The organism is Caldimonas thermodepolymerans (assembly GCF_015476235.1).
GTDB lineage: Bacteria > Pseudomonadota > Gammaproteobacteria > Burkholderiales > Burkholderiaceae_C > Caldimonas > Caldimonas thermodepolymerans.
The window spans coordinates 2,980,073-2,997,225 of sequence record NZ_CP064338.1 but is presented as its reverse complement, the minus strand read 5'-3'; the positions used below and the strand labels follow the sequence as shown (position 1 = coordinate 2,997,225).

General features: G+C 70.3%; 17 protein-coding genes and 1 tRNA gene. 14 read left to right on the top strand and 4 right to left on the bottom strand.

All coding sequences use genetic code 11. From position 1 onward, the window contains the following. Window positions 1-25 precede the first annotated feature (25 nt). From IS481_RS14110 to IS481_RS14090, 5 genes are all read left to right on the top strand, one after another. A complete protein-coding gene (locus tag IS481_RS14110; protein ID WP_104358822.1) occupies window positions 26-793 on the top strand; it encodes a cell division protein FtsQ/DivIB in 768 nt (255 codons plus the stop codon). 7 nt (window positions 794-800) lie between these two features. After that, entirely contained in the window at window positions 801-2,030 is a 1,230-nt protein-coding gene (ftsA, locus tag IS481_RS14105) for a cell division protein FtsA (protein WP_104358823.1), read from the top strand. A 98-nt stretch (window positions 2,031-2,128) separates the two neighbouring features. Beyond that, a complete protein-coding gene (gene ftsZ, locus IS481_RS14100) occupies window positions 2,129-3,340 on the top strand; it encodes a cell division protein FtsZ (protein WP_104358824.1) in 1,212 nt (403 codons plus the stop codon). Between the two features lie 161 nt (window positions 3,341-3,501). Continuing rightward, window positions 3,502-4,437: a UDP-3-O-acyl-N-acetylglucosamine deacetylase gene (gene lpxC / locus IS481_RS14095; RefSeq protein WP_104358825.1), complete on the top strand. Its 936-nt coding sequence runs from the start codon at window positions 3,502-3,504 to the stop codon at window positions 4,435-4,437. A gap of 12 nt (window positions 4,438-4,449) precedes the next feature. Then, entirely contained in the window at window positions 4,450-4,635 is a 186-nt protein-coding gene (locus IS481_RS14090; RefSeq protein WP_104358826.1) for a hypothetical protein, read from the top strand. Here IS481_RS14090 and IS481_RS14085 read toward each other — a convergent pair. Next, on the bottom strand, window positions 4,626-5,483 hold the full coding sequence (locus IS481_RS14085) for a DODA-type extradiol aromatic ring-opening family dioxygenase (protein ID WP_104358827.1): 858 nt from the start codon (window positions 5,481-5,483) through the stop codon (window positions 4,626-4,628). The two genes, IS481_RS14090 and IS481_RS14085, sit on opposite strands and share 10 nt — an antisense overlap. Before the next feature lie 152 nt (window positions 5,484-5,635). Between IS481_RS14085 and IS481_RS14080 the strand changes: the two genes are divergently transcribed. The 5 genes from IS481_RS14080 to IS481_RS14060 all read left to right on the top strand — a co-directional run bounded on the left by IS481_RS14080 (window position 5,636) and on the right by IS481_RS14060 (window position 11,661). Next, window positions 5,636-8,164, top strand: coding sequence for an ABC transporter permease (locus IS481_RS14080; protein ID WP_104358828.1), 2,529 nt, complete (start codon window positions 5,636-5,638; stop codon window positions 8,162-8,164). Window positions 8,165-8,299: 135 nt separating this feature from the next. After that, the gene (locus tag IS481_RS14075) at window positions 8,300-9,043 is read left to right on the top strand and encodes a GGDEF domain-containing protein (RefSeq protein WP_232529303.1); all 744 of its coding nucleotides are present in this window, start codon (window positions 8,300-8,302) and stop codon (window positions 9,041-9,043) included. Next, window positions 9,036-9,860 carry a MinD/ParA family protein gene (locus tag IS481_RS14070; RefSeq protein ID WP_104358829.1) on the top strand — a complete coding sequence of 275 codons (825 nt, stop codon included), beginning with the start codon at window positions 9,036-9,038 and terminating at the stop codon, window positions 9,858-9,860. Before IS481_RS14075 ends, IS481_RS14070 begins: the two co-directional genes overlap by 8 nt. 47 nt (window positions 9,861-9,907) lie before the next feature. Further along, the gene (locus IS481_RS14065) at window positions 9,908-11,254 is read left to right on the top strand and encodes a M48 family metalloprotease (RefSeq protein ID WP_104358830.1); all 1,347 of its coding nucleotides are present in this window, start codon (window positions 9,908-9,910) and stop codon (window positions 11,252-11,254) included. Then, window positions 11,251-11,661, top strand: coding sequence for a group II truncated hemoglobin (locus tag IS481_RS14060; RefSeq protein WP_104358831.1), 411 nt, complete (start codon window positions 11,251-11,253; stop codon window positions 11,659-11,661). Before IS481_RS14065 ends, IS481_RS14060 begins: the two co-directional genes overlap by 4 nt. A gap of 11 nt (window positions 11,662-11,672) precedes the next feature. Here IS481_RS14060 and IS481_RS14055 read toward each other — a convergent pair whose 3' ends face one another. Next, a complete protein-coding gene (locus tag IS481_RS14055) occupies window positions 11,673-12,329 on the bottom strand; it encodes a Smr/MutS family protein (RefSeq protein WP_104358832.1) in 657 nt (218 codons plus the stop codon). A 14-nt stretch (window positions 12,330-12,343) separates the two neighbouring features. Beyond that, the gene (radC, locus tag IS481_RS14050; RefSeq protein WP_104358833.1) at window positions 12,344-13,018 is read right to left on the bottom strand and encodes a RadC family protein; all 675 of its coding nucleotides are present in this window, start codon (window positions 13,016-13,018) and stop codon (window positions 12,344-12,346) included. A gap of 112 nt (window positions 13,019-13,130) precedes the next feature. On the opposite strand from radC, the gene IS481_RS14045 reads away from it, so the two are divergent. The 4 genes from IS481_RS14045 (at window position 13,131) to IS481_RS14030 (ending at window position 16,082) form a co-directional block, all read left to right on the top strand. Continuing rightward, window positions 13,131-13,574: an FKBP-type peptidyl-prolyl cis-trans isomerase gene (locus tag IS481_RS14045; RefSeq protein ID WP_104358834.1), complete on the top strand. Its 444-nt coding sequence runs from the start codon at window positions 13,131-13,133 to the stop codon at window positions 13,572-13,574. A 28-nt stretch (window positions 13,575-13,602) separates the two neighbouring features. Then, entirely contained in the window at window positions 13,603-14,562 is a 960-nt protein-coding gene (gene ispH, locus IS481_RS14040; RefSeq protein WP_104358835.1) for a 4-hydroxy-3-methylbut-2-enyl diphosphate reductase, read from the top strand. An 84-nt stretch (window positions 14,563-14,646) separates the two neighbouring features. Further along, entirely contained in the window at window positions 14,647-15,942 is a 1,296-nt protein-coding gene (gene serS, locus IS481_RS14035; protein ID WP_104358836.1) for a serine--tRNA ligase, read from the top strand. Between the two features lie 48 nt (window positions 15,943-15,990). Next, window positions 15,991-16,082, top strand: a tRNA-Ser gene (locus IS481_RS14030). Window positions 16,083-16,224: 142 nt separating this feature from the next. Here the strand turns inward: IS481_RS14030 and IS481_RS14025 are convergent. Next, entirely contained in the window at window positions 16,225-16,986 is a 762-nt protein-coding gene (locus IS481_RS14025) for a hypothetical protein (protein WP_104358837.1), read from the bottom strand. Window positions 16,987-17,153: the final 167 nt, after the last annotated feature.

Below are 17,153 nucleotides of genomic sequence, written 5' to 3'. Positions count from 1 at the left end.
AGCGCGCAGGAGGACGACCCCGATCATGCAGGCCACCGCCACCCCGCTGGACATCCGGCTGATGAACGCCACCGCCGCCGTGCTGAGCGCGGCCGCGGTGCTGGCGTTCGTCTGGATGGCGGTGACCTGGGTGACGCGCTGGCCGGTGTTCGCGATCCGCGCCGTGCGCATCGAGGGCGACGTGACGCGCAACAGTGCCAGCACCATCCGCGCCAACGCGGTGCCCAAGCTGGCAGGCAACTTCTTCACGATCGACCTGGAGCGCGCGCAGCGTGCCTTCGAGTCGGTGCCGTGGGTGCGGCGCGCACGGGTGCAGCGCGTCTGGCCGGACCGGCTGGCGGTGCACCTCGAGGAGCACCGTCCTGCGGCCTACTGGGGCGAAGACCGGCTGGTCAACACGTTCGGCGAAGTGTTCGACGCCAACCTGGGCGACGTCGAGGACGAGGACCTGCCCACGCTGCGCGGCCCGGAGGGCTCGGCGGCGCAGGTGCTGGCGCTGTACCGGCGCCTGACGCCGGTGATCGCGCGGCTGGACACGCGCATCGACACCCTCGTGCTGTCGGCGCGTGGCTCGTGGCGCGCCGAGCTGGACGACGGGGGACGGATCGAGATCGGGCGCGGCGAGCCCGACGAGGTGCTGGCCCGGGTGGAGCGCTTCGTCGCGACCTGGTACCAGGTCTCGGCCCGCTACCCGGGCCCGCTGCAGTACGCCGACCTGCGGCACCACAACGGCTACGCCGTGCGCATCAAGGGCGTCACGACCACCGTTCCGGAGTCACGAAGAATCAACTGAGAGCAACATGGCCAAGGAATACAAGGATCTCGTCGTCGGCCTCGACATCGGCACTGCCAAGGTGATGGCGGTGGTGGCCGAGGTGCTGCCCACGGGCGAGCTGCGCGTGGCCGGGCTCGGCGTTGCGCCGTCGCACGGCCTCAAGCGCGGCGTCGTGGTCAACATCGATGCCACCGTGCAGTCGATCCAGCAGGCGCTGAAGGAGGCCGAGATGATGGCCGACTGCAAGATCACGCGCGTCTACACCGGCATCACCGGCAGCCACATCCGCGGGCAGAACTCCACCGGCATGGTGATCGTGCGCGACAAGGAGGTCACGCCGATCGACGTCTCGCGCGTCGTCGAGACCGCCAAGGCGATCAACATCCCCAACGACCAGAAGCTGCTGCTGGTCGAGCCGCAGGAATTCGTGATCGACGGCCACGAGGTCAAGGAGCCGATCGGCATGAGCGGCGGGCGCCTGGAGGTCAAGGTGCACATCGTCACCGGCGCGCAGAGCGCGGCCGAGAACATCGTCAAGTGCGTGCGCCGCTGCGGGCTGGAGGTCGAGCAGCTGGTGCTCAACCCGAGCGCCTCGGCCGCCGCGGTGCTGACCGAGGACGAGAAGGACCTGGGCGTGGCGCTGGTCGACATCGGCGCCGGCACCACCGACGTGTCGATCTTCACCGACGGGGCGATCCGCCACACCGCGGTGATCCCGATCGCCGGCGACCTGATCACCAGCGACATCGCGATGGCGCTGCGCACGCCGACCAAGGACGCCGAGGAGATCAAGGTCGACTACGGCGTGGCCAAGCAGTTGCTGGCCGACCCCGGCGAGCAGGTCGAGGTGCCGGGCCTGGGCGACCGTGCGCCGCGCATGCTCAGCCGCCAGGCGCTGGCCGGCGTGATCGAGCCGCGTGTCGAGGAGATCTTCTCGCTGGTGCACCAGGTCATCCGCGAGAGCGGCTACGAGGAGCTGCTGTCCTCCGGCATCGTGCTGGCCGGCGGCTCCGCGGTGATGCCCGGCATGGTCGAGCTGGGCGAAGACATCTTTCTGAAACCCGTACGCAAGGGCATCCCGACCTACTCGGGGGCCCTGTACGACATGGTGGCCAACCCGCGTTCGGCCACCGTGATGGGACTGCTGGAGGAGGCGCGCCTGGCGCGCGTACGCGGGCATCGGGCGGCCCAGCAGGCCGGCTCGGTGACGACGCTCTTTGGCCGTATCAAGGACTGGTTGATCGGGAATTTCTGATGCCGTCGGGAACCGCTTCCCTCAGGCTGGGTTTGTTTTCTGGTTTTTGTGTGTTTGGTTTTTTTCTGCAAGGCAACTGCTGACGAAGGAGGTCCACCATGCCTATCGAGATGATTGAGGAATTCAACATGGGCACCCAGATCAAGGTGATCGGGGTGGGAGGCGGCGGTGGCAACGCCGTCGAGCACATGATCGCCAAGGGCGTGCAGGGCGTGGAGTTCATCTGTGCCAACACCGACGCCCAGGCGCTCAACAGCTCGTCGGCGCACAAGCTGATCCAGCTGGGCACCACGGGCCTGGGCGCCGGCGCCAAGCCGGAAGCCGGCAAGGCCGCGGCGGAAGAGGCGGTGGATCGCATCCGTGAAGCGATCGAAGGCGCGCACATGCTGTTCATCACCGCCGGCATGGGGGGCGGCACCGGCACCGGCGCCGCCCCGGTGATCGCCCGCGTGGCCAAGGACATGGGCATCCTGACCGTGGGCGTGGTCACCAAGCCGTTCGAGTTCGAGGGCCCGCGCCGCATGAAGCAGGCCGACACCGGCCTGGCCGAGCTGGAGGCCAATGTCGACTCGCTGATCGTGGTGCTCAACGAGAAGCTGCTGGAGGTGCTGGGCGACGACGTCACCCAGGACGAGGCCTTCGCGCAGGCCAACGACGTGCTGCGCAACGCGGTGGGCGGCATCAGCGACATCATCCACATCCCTGGCCTGGTCAACGTCGACTTCGAGGACGTCAAGACCGTGATGAGCGAGCCGGGCAAGGCCATGATGGGCACCGCGACCGCCTCCGGTCCGGACCGCGCGCTCAAGGCCGCCGAGGCTGCCGTCGCCTGCCCGCTGCTGGAAGGCATCGACCTGTCGGGCGCGCGTGGCGTGCTGGTGCTGATCGCCGCGGCGCGCAGCACCTTCAAGCTGGCCGAAAGCCGCAACGCGATGAACACCATCCGCCGCTACGCCGCCGAGGACGCGCACGTGATCTACGGCACGGCCTACGACGACAGCCTGGGCGACCAGCTGCGCGTGACGGTGATCGCCACCGGCCTGTCGGCCCAGGCGCGTCGCCAGCAGGCCCCGATCAGCGTGGTGCACTCGCAGCCGGCGCTGCGCACCGGCACCGACAACATCCCGGTGCTGAACGCGACCGTCGGTGGCGTGGGCCATGGCCCGGCCACCCACGACTACAGCAGCCTGAACACCCCCAGCGTGTGGCGTTCGGGCCGCACCCAGGCGGCGGCCAAGGTCGACGCGCTCGCGAGCAACGGGATGGACGAGATCGAGATCCCGGCGTTCCTGCGCAAGCAAGCCGACTGAGCCGGCGCCGAGCGGCGGCGCGGGCGGATCTGCCACCGGCGGTCTCGCCGTACGGGGGTACGGCGGCACCTCCGCCCGCTCGCGACGCTCGTCGTCCGGCCCCAATGGGCCGGTTGCGCCATCCGTGCGCAGGGGATAACCCTGCCTCATAGAATGCGGACATGCTTCAACAACGCACCCTCAAGTCGCTGACGCGCGCCGTCGGCGTCGGGCTGCACAGCGGGCAGCGCGTGGAACTCACGCTGCGGCCGGCCGCGCCCGACACCGGCATCGTGTTCCGCCGGGTCGACCTGCCCGTGCCGGTCGAGATTCCGGTGTCGGCGATGGCGGTCTCGGACACGCGCCTGGCCTCGACGCTGTCGGCCGGCGGCGACCCGGGCGCGCCCAAGGTGCACACGGTGGAGCACCTGATGTCCGCCTGCGCAGGCCTGGGGCTCGACAACCTGTATGTCGACATCACGGCCGAGGAAGTCCCGATCCTGGACGGCTCTGCAGCCTCCTTCGTCTACCTCCTGCAGAGCGCCGGGATCGAGCTCCAGGGTGCCCCGAAGCGGTTCCTGCGCGTCAAGAAGCCCGTGGAAGTGCGCGAAGGGGAGGGCCGCACCCTCAAGTGGGCCCGCCTCGAGCCCTACCACGGCTACAAGCTTTCCTTCGAGATCGACTTCGACCACCCGGCGGTGGACCAGACCGGCCAGCAGGTGGTGTTCGATTTCGCGTCCGGCCGCTACACCCGCGACATCGCGCGGGCGCGCACCTTCGGGTTCACCAAGGACCTGGAGGTGATGCGCGCGCGCGGGCTGGCGATGGGCGGCAGCATGGACAACGCGATCGTCGTCGACGACTACCGCGTGCTCAATGCCGAAGGGCTGCGCTACGACGACGAGTTCGTCAAGCACAAGATCCTGGATGCGATCGGCGACCTGTACATCGTGGGCAAGCCGCTGCTGGCGGCCTACAGCGCGTACAAGTCGGGCCACGCGCTCAACAACAAGCTGCTGCGCGCGCTGCTGGCCGATGCCTCAGCCTACGAGATCGTCACCTTCGAGGATGAACGCGAAGCGCCGGCCGGCTTCGCGCAACTGGCGCCTGCCTGGTAAGGGATCCGCACGATGTTCGCCGTCGTGCGGTTGCTGATCTTCCTGTTGCTGCTGGGCGCGATCGGCTGCTTCGCGGCCTACCTCGTCACGCGCGAACGGCGCTACTTCCGCATCGGCGCGGCGATCGTCAAGTGGACGGTCATCGCCGGCCTGGTGTTCTTCGGCGTGCTGTTCGTCGAGCGGCTGCTTCAGGCCTGAACCGGCGCGGCCTGCAGTGCCCCGGCCAGCCGCGCGGCCTGCGGGCCGAACGCGTAGGCGTCCATGCCCAGCACCCCGAAGGTCACGTGACCGTGCAGCCGCACCGGCACGTGCTCGCGCCCGCCGGCACCGGCCGGGGCGTAGAACGGCAGCCAGTGCTCGTCGGTCGGGTGCATCAGCGCCGCATGCGGGGCCTGCGCGCGGTAGTCGAACAGCGCGTCCCAGTCGCGTGCGGTGGCCCTGGCGTGCACCCACTCGCGGAACGCGGCCGACTCCGGCGCTTCCGGCACGCCCTCGACCCGGCCGCGCAGCGACAGCAGGCGCAGGTTGTGCGTGATGCTGCCGGTGCCGAGCACCAGCACGCCCTGGTCGGCCAGCGGCTGCAACGCCTCGCCGACCGCGAACTGCGCGGACGGCGGCGCGAACGGCACCAGCGACAGCGGCACCACCGGGATGTCCGCCTCGGGCCACATGTGGATCAGCACGGTCCAGATGCCGTGGTCCAGCCCGCCGGCGTCGACCGCCTGCGCGGGCACCCCGGCCGCCTCCAGCAGGTGCGCGGCGTCCTGCGCCAGCGCCGGGTCGCCCGGCGCGTCGTAGCGCAGCTCGTACAGCGCCGGGGGGAAGCCGTAGAAGTCGTGCACCGTCTCGTGCCGCTTCGCACCCAGCAGCACCGGCTGGCGGGTCGCGGTGTGCGCCGAGACCGCGACGATGGCGCGCGGACGGCCGAACTCGCGATCGATCGTGCGGCCCAGCCGGCCGAAGAAGGCACCGGTGGCGCCCGGCTCGAGCGCGATCATCGGCGAGCCGTGCGAGACGAACAGCGGGGGCAGGGTGCGGGTGTCCATGCCTGCCATTGGAGCACCGAAGTGCCCCGCCGGGGTTGAGCGCACTTGAACGCAGCATTCAACCCGGGCGGTGGCCGCGGCTGCACAATGCCCTCGGTTTGTGGCCGGGCGCGGCATGCGCTACCGTGCCGGACAGGGAGAGCTTTCCATCCATGCCGAATCAGATCCTTGCACTGGCCTGGCGCCAGACGGTGCGCGATTTCCGCAGCGGCGAGCTGCGCCTGCTGGTCGTCGCGGTGATGCTGGCGGTCGCGGCGCTGACCGCGGTCGGCTTCTTTGCCGACCGCCTCAAGGGCGGGCTGGCGCGCGACGCGCGGCAGCTGCTGGGCGGCGATGCGCTGGTCGCGACCGACCACCCGACCCCGCCGGAGTTCGTCGAACGCGCCCGCGCCCTGGGGCTGTCCACCGCGCTGAGCGCCTCGTTCCCGAGCATGGCCCGCGCCGCCGACGAGCAAGGTGGCGCGACGCGCCTGGTGACGATCAAGGCCGCCGGCGAGGGCTACCCCCTGCACAGCCAGGTGCGGCTGGCCGATGCGCCCGGCGGGGCCGAGCGGCTGGCCGGTGCCCCGCCGCAGCGCGGCACGGTCTGGGTCGAGGCCTCGATCCTGGACGCGCTGGGGCTGGCCGTGGGCGATCCGCTGCTGCTGGGCGACGCGACGCTGCGCATCGCGCAGGTCATCACCTTCGAATCCGACCGCGGGGCGGGCTTCCTGGCCTTCTCGCCGCGCGTCATCGTGAACATGGCCGACCTGCCGGCCACCGGGCTGATCCAGCCGGCCAGCCGCGTGACCTACCGGCTCGCGGTCGCCGCGCCCGACGTGCGCCCCCGCGCGGCGGCCGACTACGTGGCCTGGGCCGAGGCGCAGATCAAGGCGCAGGGCCTGCGCGGCATCCGCGTCGAGTCGCTGGCATCCGGCCGGCCCGAGATGCGCCAGACGCTGGACCGCGCCGAAAAGTTCCTCAACCTGGTCGCCCTGCTGGCGGCCCTGCTGGCCGCGGTCGCGGTGGGCATCGCGGCGCGCGACTTCGCCAACCGCCACCTGGACGACTGCGCGATGCTGCGCGTGCTGGGCCAGTCGCAGCGCACCATCGCCACCAGCTATGCACTCGAGTTCGCCGCGGTGGGCCTGCTCGCCAGCGCGCTCGGCGTGGCCGTGGGCTACGGCGTGCACCATGTGTTCGTCGCGATGCTGGCGCAGCTGCTCGAGGCGACGCTGCCGCCGGCCGGGGCCTGGCCCGCGCTGCTGGGCCTGGGGGTGGGGATGACGCTGCTGTTCGGCTTCGGCCTGCCGCCGGTGCTGCAGCTGGCGCGCGTGCCGCCGCTGCGCGTGATCCGGCGCGACGTCGGCGAGCTCAAGCCCGCCTCGCTGGCGGTGCTCGGCGCCGGCACGCTCGGCTTTGCGGCCCTGCTGCTGGCCGTCTCGGCGGACCTGAAGCTGGGCGCGATCGCGGTGGGCGGGTTCGCCGCAGCGGTGGCGCTGTTCGCGCTGCTCGGGTGGCTGGCGGTGCTGCTGCTGCGCCGCGCCGTGCCCGAGGCCGGCGCGCCGCGCTGGCTGGTGCTGGCAACGCGCCAGGTCGGCGCGCGGCCGGGCTTTGCGGTGCTGCAGGTCTCGGCGCTGGCGGTCGGGCTGCTGGCCCTGGTGCTGCTGGTGCTGCTGCGCACCGACCTGATCGCCAGCTGGCGCGCCGCCACGCCGCCCGATGCGCCCAACCGCTTCGTGATCAACATCCAGCCCGAGCAGGGCGAGCCGTTCCGGCAGCACCTGCGCCAGGCCGGGGTGCAGAAGCTGGACTGGTACCCGATGATCCGCGGCCGGCTGGTGGCCATCAACGGCCGAGCGGTCAGCGTGGACGACTACGCCGAGGACCGCGCGCGGCGCCTGGTCGACCGCGAGTTCAACCTCAGCCACGACGCGCAGATGCCCCCGCACAACGAGCTGGCGGCCGGACGCTGGGTGCCCGACGAGCCCGGGGCGGTCAGCGTCGAGGAGGGACTGGCGCGCACGCTGGGCCTCAGGCTCGGCGACACGCTGCGCTTCGACATCGCGGGCCTGGAGACCGAGGCGCGCATCACCAGCCTGCGCAAGGTCGACTGGGCCTCGATGCGGGTCAACTTCTTCGTGATGTTCCCGCTGGCGGAGATGCCCGAGGTGCCCGGCACCTACATCGCCGCGTTCCGGGCGCCGGAGACGCCCGGCTTCGACAATGCGCTCAGCCGCGCCTTCCCGAACGTCACCAATGTCGACGTCTCGGCCTCGATCGGCCAGGTGCAGCGTGTGCTGGACCAGGTGATCCGCGCGGTCGAGTTCCTGTTCGGCTTCACGCTGGCCGCCGGCCTGGTGGTACTGTTTGCCGCGGTGGTCGCCACGCGCGAGCAGCGCTCGCGCGAGTTCGCGATCATGCGCGCGATGGGGGCGGGCGGGCGCCTGCTGGCGCAGGTGCAGCGCGCCGAGCTGCTGGGCGTGGGCGCGCTGGCCGGGCTGCTGGCATCGCTCGCCGCGGTGGCGGTGGGCTGGGGGCTGGCGCGCTTTGCCTTCGAGTTCAGCTGGAACGCCTCGCCCTGGGTGCCGCTGGCCGGCGCTGCCGCCGGGGCGGTGCTCGCACTGGCGGCGGGCTGGTGGGGGCTGCGCGAGGTGCTGCGCCGCCCGGTGGTCGAGACGCTGCGCAAGGCAGCGGTGTGAAATCCTTGGGGCTCGCACCCTACAGAACCCCGCCCAGCTGCCGATAAGGCAGGGACTGGGGGTGGCGGCCCGTGCCGCGGCCCTCGTCCGTGCCTGGTCCCGCGGGGCCGGGTTCGCCCAACGCACTGCCGCCTCGTGGACCGCCCATCCGAACTTTCGCTGCTGAACCTGCGCGACCTCGACCTGGAGCAGGCGCTGTCGTTGCTGGAGCAGGCCGGCCATCCGTTGCCGCCGCAGGCCGACGCCGACCCCCGCGTGCTGCTGCAGGCCGTGATCGACGGCCTGTGCGATCTGTCGCTGCGCGACGCGCTCACGGGGCTGGCCAACCGGCGCCACTTCCGCGCGGTGCTGGAGCGCGAGATCGACCGCGTCGCGCGCACCGGCGAGGCGGCGCTGCTGCTGATCCTGGACATCGACCATTTCAAGCACATCAACGACACCTACGGCCACGAGGCCGGCGACCAGGTGATCCAGGCCGTGGGCCGGCGCCTGGCCGAATGCGTGCGCCCGATGGACACCGTGGCCCGCTACGGCGGCGAGGAGTTCGCCATCGTGCTGCCCAACTGCCAGCCGGCATTCGGCCTGGCGGTGGCCGAGCGCATGCGCCAGGCGGTGCAGGAGCACCCGATCCTGCTGCGCTCGGGCCACCAGGCGCACGTGACGGTCAGCCTGGGCGGCGCCTTCGCGCCGCAATGGGTGCGCTCGTCGGTGTCGTTGTGGATGGAGCGCGCCGACCTGCAGCTCTACTGTGCCAAGACCGAAGGCCGCAACCGCGTCTGTCTCGAGGAGACGCCGGCCAGCAGCGTGACCACCGAGGAGAAAAGCATGCTGTTCGGCGTGAGCCTGTTCAGCGACCTGGAGGTGCCGGGCGATGAGTGAACCGACCAACCGACTTCCGTCCATGCCTGAAACCTCGCGCGACAAGCAGGCCTGCGTGCTGGCCGTGACCAGCGGCAAGGGCGGCGTCGGCAAGACCTTCGTGTCGGCCAACGTCGCCGCCGCGCTGGCCCGCCTGGGCCACCGGGTCCTGGTGCTCGACGCCGACCTGGGCCTTGCCAACCTCGACGTGGTGCTCAACCTGCAGTCCCGCCGCACGCTGCACGACGTGTTCCTCGGGCACTGCGCGCTCGAAGACGCGATCCACGTCGCGCCGGGCGGCTTCTCGGTGGTGCTGGCCGGCTCGGGCCTCGTGGAGTACTCGCGCCTGACGCCCGAGGTGCGCGAGCGGCTGCAGGCCGTGGTCGCCAGCCTGCTGCCGCGCTACGACTACGTGCTGCTGGACACCGGCGCGGGCATCTCCGACGTCGTGCTCTACGCGATCTCGCTGGCCGACCAGGTGCTGGTGGTCGCCACCCCCGAGCCCACCTCGCTGACCGACGCCTACGCGACCATCAAGGTGCTGGCCACCCAGCAGCGCCGCCGCGAGCTGAACCTGGTGCTCAACCAGGTCGCGCGGCCAGGCGACGGCAAGGCCATCGCGCAGCAGCTGCAGCAGGTGCTGGCCCGCTTCGTCTCGACGCCGGCGGGCGATCCGGTGAAGCTGGCCCACCTCGGCGACATCCCGAGCGACCCGTCGGTGCGCCAAGCGGTACAGAAGCGCCAGCTGCTGCTGGAGACCTTCCCCGGCTGCGCCGCCGCGCATGCGGTCAAGGCCGTGGCCGGCCGCCTGGAAAAGGTGCCGGCGCGGGCGGCCTGAGCGGCCCCTTCCTACAATGCCTCCTGTCCATCGATGGGAGGTCGTCCATGAACCATCACGCCGACGCCTTCGCCGCGCGGCTGCGCAGCAACCGCCTGAGCCGGCGCGATGCCCTGTGGCTGTTCGGCGCCAGCACCGCCGCGGTCGCCGGGCTGCAGGGTTGCGCCACCTCGCCCGTGACGGGCAAGAGCATCCTGGTGGGCCTGAGCGAGGAGCAGGAGCGCGCCATCGACGCGCAGCAGGCCCCGCACCAGTTCTCTGCCGACCTGGGGCCGGTGCAGGACGCGGGCCTGAACGAGTACGTCGCCGACGTGGGCCGCCAGCTGCACCAGAACTCGCACCGGCCGCAGATGCCGTATTCGTACCGCGTGCTCAACGCCAACTACGTCAATGCCTACACCTTCCCTGCCGGCGCGGTGGGCGTGACGCGCGGCATCATGACCGAACTGGACGACGAGGCGCAGCTGGCCGCGCTGCTCGGCCACGAGCTGGGCCACGTCAACGCCCGCCACAGCGCGCAGCGCCAGGGCCAGGCGATGGTCGCGCAGGCGGTCGTGGCCGGCATCGGCGTGGCGGCATCCAACTCGCAGTGGGGTGCGCTGGCCGGGCTGGGCAGCCAGATCGGCGCCAGCGCGCTGCTGGCCAGCTACTCGCGCGACAACGAACGCGAGGCCGATGCGCTGGGGCAGGAGTACATGGTGCGCTGCGGCTATCCGGCCAGCGGCATGACCGCGCTGCACCAGATGCTGGTGGAGCAGGAGAAGGAACAGCCCAGCCTGCTGGCGACGATGTTCTCGTCGCACCCGATGAGCACCGAGCGGCGCGACACCGCGAAGCGCTTGGCAGAGACCCGCTACGCCACCAGCCTCAAGGCCCCGGCGCAGCGCGAGCGCTACATGGACCACACCGCCGGCCTGCGCCGCATCAAGCCGACCATCGACGCCTGCAAGAACGGCGAGACCGCGATGGCCCGCAAGGCCTACCAGGAGGCGCAGAACCAGTTCGCCACGGCCATCAAGCGCACGCCGCAGGACTACGCGGCCAACCTGCGCATGGCGCAGTGCCTGCAGGCGCAGGGCCACACCAAGGAAGCCCAGCGCTACGTCGAGACGGCCAAGACCATCTACCCGCAGGAGGCGCAGGCCCGCAAGCTCTCGGGCGTGCTGGCGCTGTCGGCCAAGGACCCGGCGCGCGCCTACGCGGAGCTCGATGCCTTCGACCGCATGCTGCCCGGCGACCCGGGGGTGACCTTCCTCAAGGGCATCTCGGCCGAGGGCATGGGCGACCGCCTGCGCGCCGCCCAGCACTACAACGCCTACCTCAGGGCCACGCGCAGCGGCGAGGCGGCCCAGTATTCCGCTTCCCGGCTCAAGGCCTGGGGCTACCTGAAATGACCGAAGACCACACCACCACGCAGCAGCCGGCCTCCGCGTTCGAATGGATCGGCGGCGAGGCCCGGGTCCGCGAGCTGGTCGACCGCTTCTACGACCTGATGGACCTGGAGCCCGCCTACCGCGAGCTGCGCGCGCTGCACCCGACGCACCTCGACGGCTCGCGCGACAAGCTGTACTGGTTCCTGTGCGGCTGGCTGGGCGGGCCGCAGCACTACGTCGAGCGCTTCGGCCACCCGCGCCTGCGCGCGCGCCACCTGCCGTTCCCGATCGGCATCAGGGAGCGCGACCAGTGGCTCGCCTGCATGGACCAGGCGATGGAGGAACTGCAGCTCGACCCCGCGCTCGTGACCCGGCTGCGCGAGGCATTCTTCAACACCGCCGACTGGATGCGCAACCGCGGCGGCTGACCCGGTGGCGTTCAGCGGCGGGCGCCGGGCCGCGACGGCTGCAGCAGCAGCACCACCAGCGCGCCCTGGCCGCCGTCGGCCGCGCGCGCCTGGGTGAAGGCGATCACCTCGTCCTTCTGCACCAGCCAGCTGCGCACCTTGCCCTTGAGCACCGGCTCGCGCCCGGGCGAGCCGTTGCCCTTGCCGTGGATCACGCGCACGCAGCGCAGGCCCTGCTTGACGGCCTCGCGCAGGAATTCGGCCAGCCGCTCGCGCGCCTCGTCGCGGCGCAGGCCGTGCAGGTCGACCTGGCGCTGGATCACCCAGTCGCCGCGCCGCAGGCGCTTGACCACGTCCGGGCCGATGCCCGGCCGCCGGTAGGACAGCGCCTCGTCGGTCTCGAGCAGCGACTCGACGTCGAACTCGTCGGAGATCGCCTCGCGCAGCACCGCTTCCTCGTCCAGCCGCCGCTGCAGCGGTGCCGGCACCGGGCGGGGGCGGGCGATCTCGGCGCGGCCGGTGTCCTTCAGCGCGGTGACCGGCCCCACGGTGCGCGCGAACAGCTCGCGCTCGCGGCGTTCGCGTTCCTCGGCGGCCCGGCGCTGCGCTTCCTGCCGCGCGGCTTCCTCGGCCTGGCGCTGGAGCGCCTTCTTCAGTTCGCCCAGGTCGGCGAAGCTCCGGGCCTTCATCGCATCCATCCTGCTCACAACAAGCCCCGCTCGGCGAACGACACCGCCTGGTCGCGGCCGACCACGATGTGGTCCAGCACCTGCACGTCCACCAGTCCCAGCGCCTGCTTGAGCGTGCGCGTCAGGTATTCGTCGGCCCGGGACGGCTCGGCCACGCCCGACGGGTGGTTGTGCGCCAGGATGACCGCGGCGGCGTTGTGCGCCAGCGCACGCTTGACCACCTCGCGCGGGTAGACACTGGTTTGGGTGAGCGTGCCGCGGAACAGTTCCTCCAGCGCCAGCAGGCGGTTCTGCGCATCGAGGAAAAGCACCGCGAACACCTCGTGGTCGCGCGCGCCGAGCTGCAGCCGCAGGTAGTCCTTGACCTGGTCCGGCGAGGCGAAGGCGGGGCGCGCCTTCAGCTCCTGCGCCAGCGCCCGGCGGGCCAGCTCCAGCACCGCCACCAGCTCGGCGCGCTTGGCCGGTCCCAGGCCCTTGACGCCGTCCAGCGCTCCGGCCTCGGCATGCAGCAGCCCGGCGATGCCGCCGAAGCGTTCGAGCAGGTGCTCGGCCAGCTGCAGCACCGACATGCCGCGCACGCCGGTGCGCAGCAGCAGGGCCAGCAGTTCGGCATCGGCCAGGGCGCCGGGGCCCAGGCTCAGGAGCTTCTCGCGCGGACGCGCGTCCTGGGGCAGATCCTTGAGGAGCATCGGTCGGGGTGGTGCAAAAGACAGGCCGCCAGGACTGCGAAAACGCGGCGGGAAGGGGCTTGCGCCCGACTTTTACAATGGCGGGAAGTCTACAAAACCAGGATCTGCGCCTGTGGCCGTCGTACAACCGGGGTCGTACCTGACCCTGCATTACCGCCTGGCCGGCCCCGACGGGGCCGACATCATCAACACCTTCGGGGGGACCCCCGCCACGTTGCCGCTGGGCACGGGCGAGCTCGCGCCCGCCATGGAGCAGCGCCTGATCGGGCTGGAAGAGGGCGCGCGCGCCCGCTTCGAGATCCCCGCCGGCGAGGCCTTCGGCGAACGCAACCCGGACATGGTGCAGCGCGTCAAGCGCAAGCTGCTGGACGAACTGGGCGACCCGGACGAGGTCTACCATGTCGGCGACGTCGTGCAGTTCCCGACGCCCGACGGCGAGGGCAGCTACGCCGGTGTCGTGCGCGAGGTCGGCGAGGACTGGGTGCTGTTCGACTTCAACCACCCGCTGGCCGGCCAGCCGGTGGTGTTCGAGGTCGAAGTGATCGGGGTGCTGTGACGCACGCCGCCGGGAGCCAGCCTTGACCATGCAACGCGAAGTCCTGCTAGCCGAGCCGCGCGGTTTCTGCGCCGGCGTCGACCGCGCGATCGAGATCGTCGAGCGCGCGCTGCAGAAGTTCGGCGCGCCGATCTACGTGCGCCACGAGATCGTGCACAACACCTACGTCGTCAACGACCTGCGGGCCAAGGGCGCGATCTTCATCGAGGACCTGTCCGAGGTGCCGCCCGGCGCCACGCTGGTGTTCAGCGCGCACGGCGTCAGCAAGGCGGTGCGCGAGGAGGCCGCGCGGCGCGGCTTCAGCATCTTCGACGCCACCTGCCCGCTGGTGACCAAGGTGCACGTCGAGGTCGCCAAGCTGGCCCGCGAGGGCTACGAGTTCATCATGATCGGCCACAAGGGGCACCCCGAGGTCGAGGGCACGATGGGCCAGCTCCACGACGGCATCTACCTCGTCGAGGACGTGGACGACGTCGAGCGCGTGCCGGTGCGCGACCCCGAGCGCGTCGCGGTGGTCACGCAGACCACGCTGAGCGTGGACGACGCCGCCGAGATCCTCGCCGCCGTGAAGCGGCGCTTCCCGAACGTGCGCCAGCCCAAGCAGCAGGACATCTGCTACGCCACGCAGAACCGCCAGGACGCGGTCAAGGTGCTTGCGCCGCAGGTGGACGTGGTGATCGTCGTCGGCAGCAGGACCAGCTCCAACAGCAACCGCCTGCGTGAGCTGGCGCAGCGCCTGGGCACGCCCGCGTACCTGGTCGACGGGCCGGACGACCTGCAGCCCGCATGGTTCGAGGGCAAGGCGCGCGTGGGCCTGACCGCCGGCGCCTCGGCCCCGGACATCCTGGTGCAGCAGGTCATCGCCCGCCTCAAGGAGCTGGGGGCCGTCTCGGTGCGCCGCATGGAAGGCGTGCAGGAGACGGTGCGCTTCCCGCTGCCCAAGGGCCTGGGCGACAAGGCCCTGGGCACCTCGCCGTCCTCCGCGTAAGGCGCGTCTTCCGTCCACGGTCCGGCCGGCGCGCTGCCGGCCGGCGGCTCCCTACAATCCGTCCACACTTTCGGGACACCCACCATGCTAGACATCACCCTGCTGCGCAAGGACCTGGATGCCGTGATCGAGCGTCTGTCGCGGCGCAAGTCGCCCCAGCCCTTCCTCGACGTGGAGCGGTTCAAGGCGCTGGAGTCCGAACGCAAGACCATCCAGATCCGCACCGAGGAACTGCAGGCCAAGCGCAACAGCCTCTCGAAGCAGATCGGCCAGCTCAAGGCCAAGGGCGAGGACACCTCCGCCGTGATGGCCGAGGTCGGCGGCATCGGCGACGAGCTGAAGGCCTCCGCCGAGCGGCTCGAGGCGATCCAGTCCGAGCTGAACGAGATGCTGCTGCAGGTGCCCAACCTGCCGCACGAGAGCGTGCCGGTCGGCGCCGACGAGACCGGCAACGTGGAAGTGCGCCGCTGGGGCACGCCGCGCCAGTTCGACTTCCCGGTCAAGGACCACGTCGACCTGGGCGCGCCGCTGGGGCTGGACTTCGACACCGGCGCCAGGCTCTCGGGCGCGCGCTTCGCCTTCCTGCGCGGCCCGGTGGCGCGCCTGCACCGCGCGCTCGCGCAGTTCATGCTCGACGTGCAGACCGGCGAGCACGGCTACACCGAGTGCTACACGCCCTACATCGTCAACGCCGACGTGCTGGTCGGCACCGGCCAGCTGCCCAAGTTCAAGGAGGACATGTTCTGGGTCACGCGCGGGGGCGACGACAGCGGGTTGGTGCAGTACCTGATCTCCACCTCGGAGATCTCGCTGACCAACTCGGTGCGCGAGCAGATCCTCGCCGCCGAGCAGCTGCCGATCAAGCTGACCGCGCACAGCCCCTGCTTCCGCTCCGAGGCCGGCAGCTACGGCAAGGACACGCGCGGCATGATCCGCCAGCACCAGTTCGACAAGGTCGAGATGGTGCAGATCGTGCACCCGCAGAAGAGCTACGAGGCGCTGGAAGAGATGGTCGGCCACGCCGAGGCCATCCTGCAGAAACTCGGCCTGCCGTACCGCGTCGTGACGCTGTGCACCGGCGACATGGGCTTCGGCGCGGCCAAGACCTACGACCTGGAGGTCTGGATCCCGGCGCAGGGTACCTACCGCGAGATCAGCTCCTGCTCCAACTGCGAGGCCTTCCAGGCGCGCCGCATGCAGGCCCGCTTCAAGAACGAGAAGGGCAAGCCCGAGCTGGTGCACACCCTCAACGGCTCGGGCCTGGCCGTCGGCCGTGCGCTGGTGGCGGTGCTGGAGAACTACCAGAACGCCGACGGCAGCGTCACCGTGCCGGAGGTGCTGCGCCCCTACATGGGCGGCCTTACCGAACTGCGCCCATAACCTGCTACAATGGCGAGCTTCGCTCTTGTAGCGACCACGAGAACACAAGGAAAGGTGGCAGAGTGGTCGAATGCGCCGGACTCGAAATCCGGTTCACGGGTTTTCCCGTGACGAGGGTTCGAATCCCTCCCTTTCCGCCATATTTGCCAGTTTCACTGGCTTTACCGCAGGGCATTGGCGCTAAACCCGCCTAAAAACCCGCCTTCCTCGAGGTGATGGGATGCGATGGGGTAAGGCCCTGTGAGACGATGAAAAAAGCCGCCCTCGGGCGGCTTCTTTATTTCAGAACAGCTCTGGCGCTTCGCCGCCTGCACCCTTCTTCCGGCGGGGGCGTTTCACGGCAGCAGCCAGCGCCATACGCTTGCCGCCGTCCTCTGCCCGGAACCACGTGGCGACCGTCGCAAAGTCATCTGTCCAGAACTCATTGGGAGTCCTGGCCACCGGCTGTAGGGTCGCTATTTCATTCTCACCCTTCCCGGGCAAGAGCCAGCGCCCAAGGGTGTACATGTACCGATCCCATTGCCCGGTAGAAGGCTGCATCGACACAGCCAGCACGTCAAACTCGCCATAGCGGTAGGGGCGAGTTTTCTCCCCGTCACCATCGTTGCCAGTGCGGGTCTTTTGCGTCTCTGTCATGAATACTTCACCAGGAAAGCCGAAGCGTGCACCATCTTTCACAACGGGTGCGCCGCGTTCGCTACGCTGGAGCTTCACCTGGACAGACACCCGGCCCAGATCATCCTCCATCATGTAGTCGTAGGCGAAGTTCCCCGCTGGCGTCACATCCCGCCAGCCTTGCGGTGCGACAGCAGGGACCACGAAGGTACGGAAAGCGGCATCAGCGATCACACCCCGAAGCATACGGCGGGTGAGTTCGGGTGCGCGATGGACTGCCTCAAGGATCATTTCTGCCGGGGCGCCAATGATCCGCTCGAACTCGTGGATGATGTGGCGCTCGCGAAGTTCCCTGAACAGCGTTTCCTGTTCTTCCGGGGAACACTGTGCTAATAGCTCACGGATCGTGACAAGGGGCCCGTTACTCATGATTCGAGGTCCTCGGCCTTCCCGGGGGACTGGGCTCAAACGCCAGCACATCCGAACGATTGACGAATGATCGCCCGCCTATTTCCAGCGTGCGCAGGCGACCGTTCTGGACCAGCCGGGCGATAGCCTGTCTCGTGACGCGGCGTAGGCGTGCGGCTTCGGCCTGA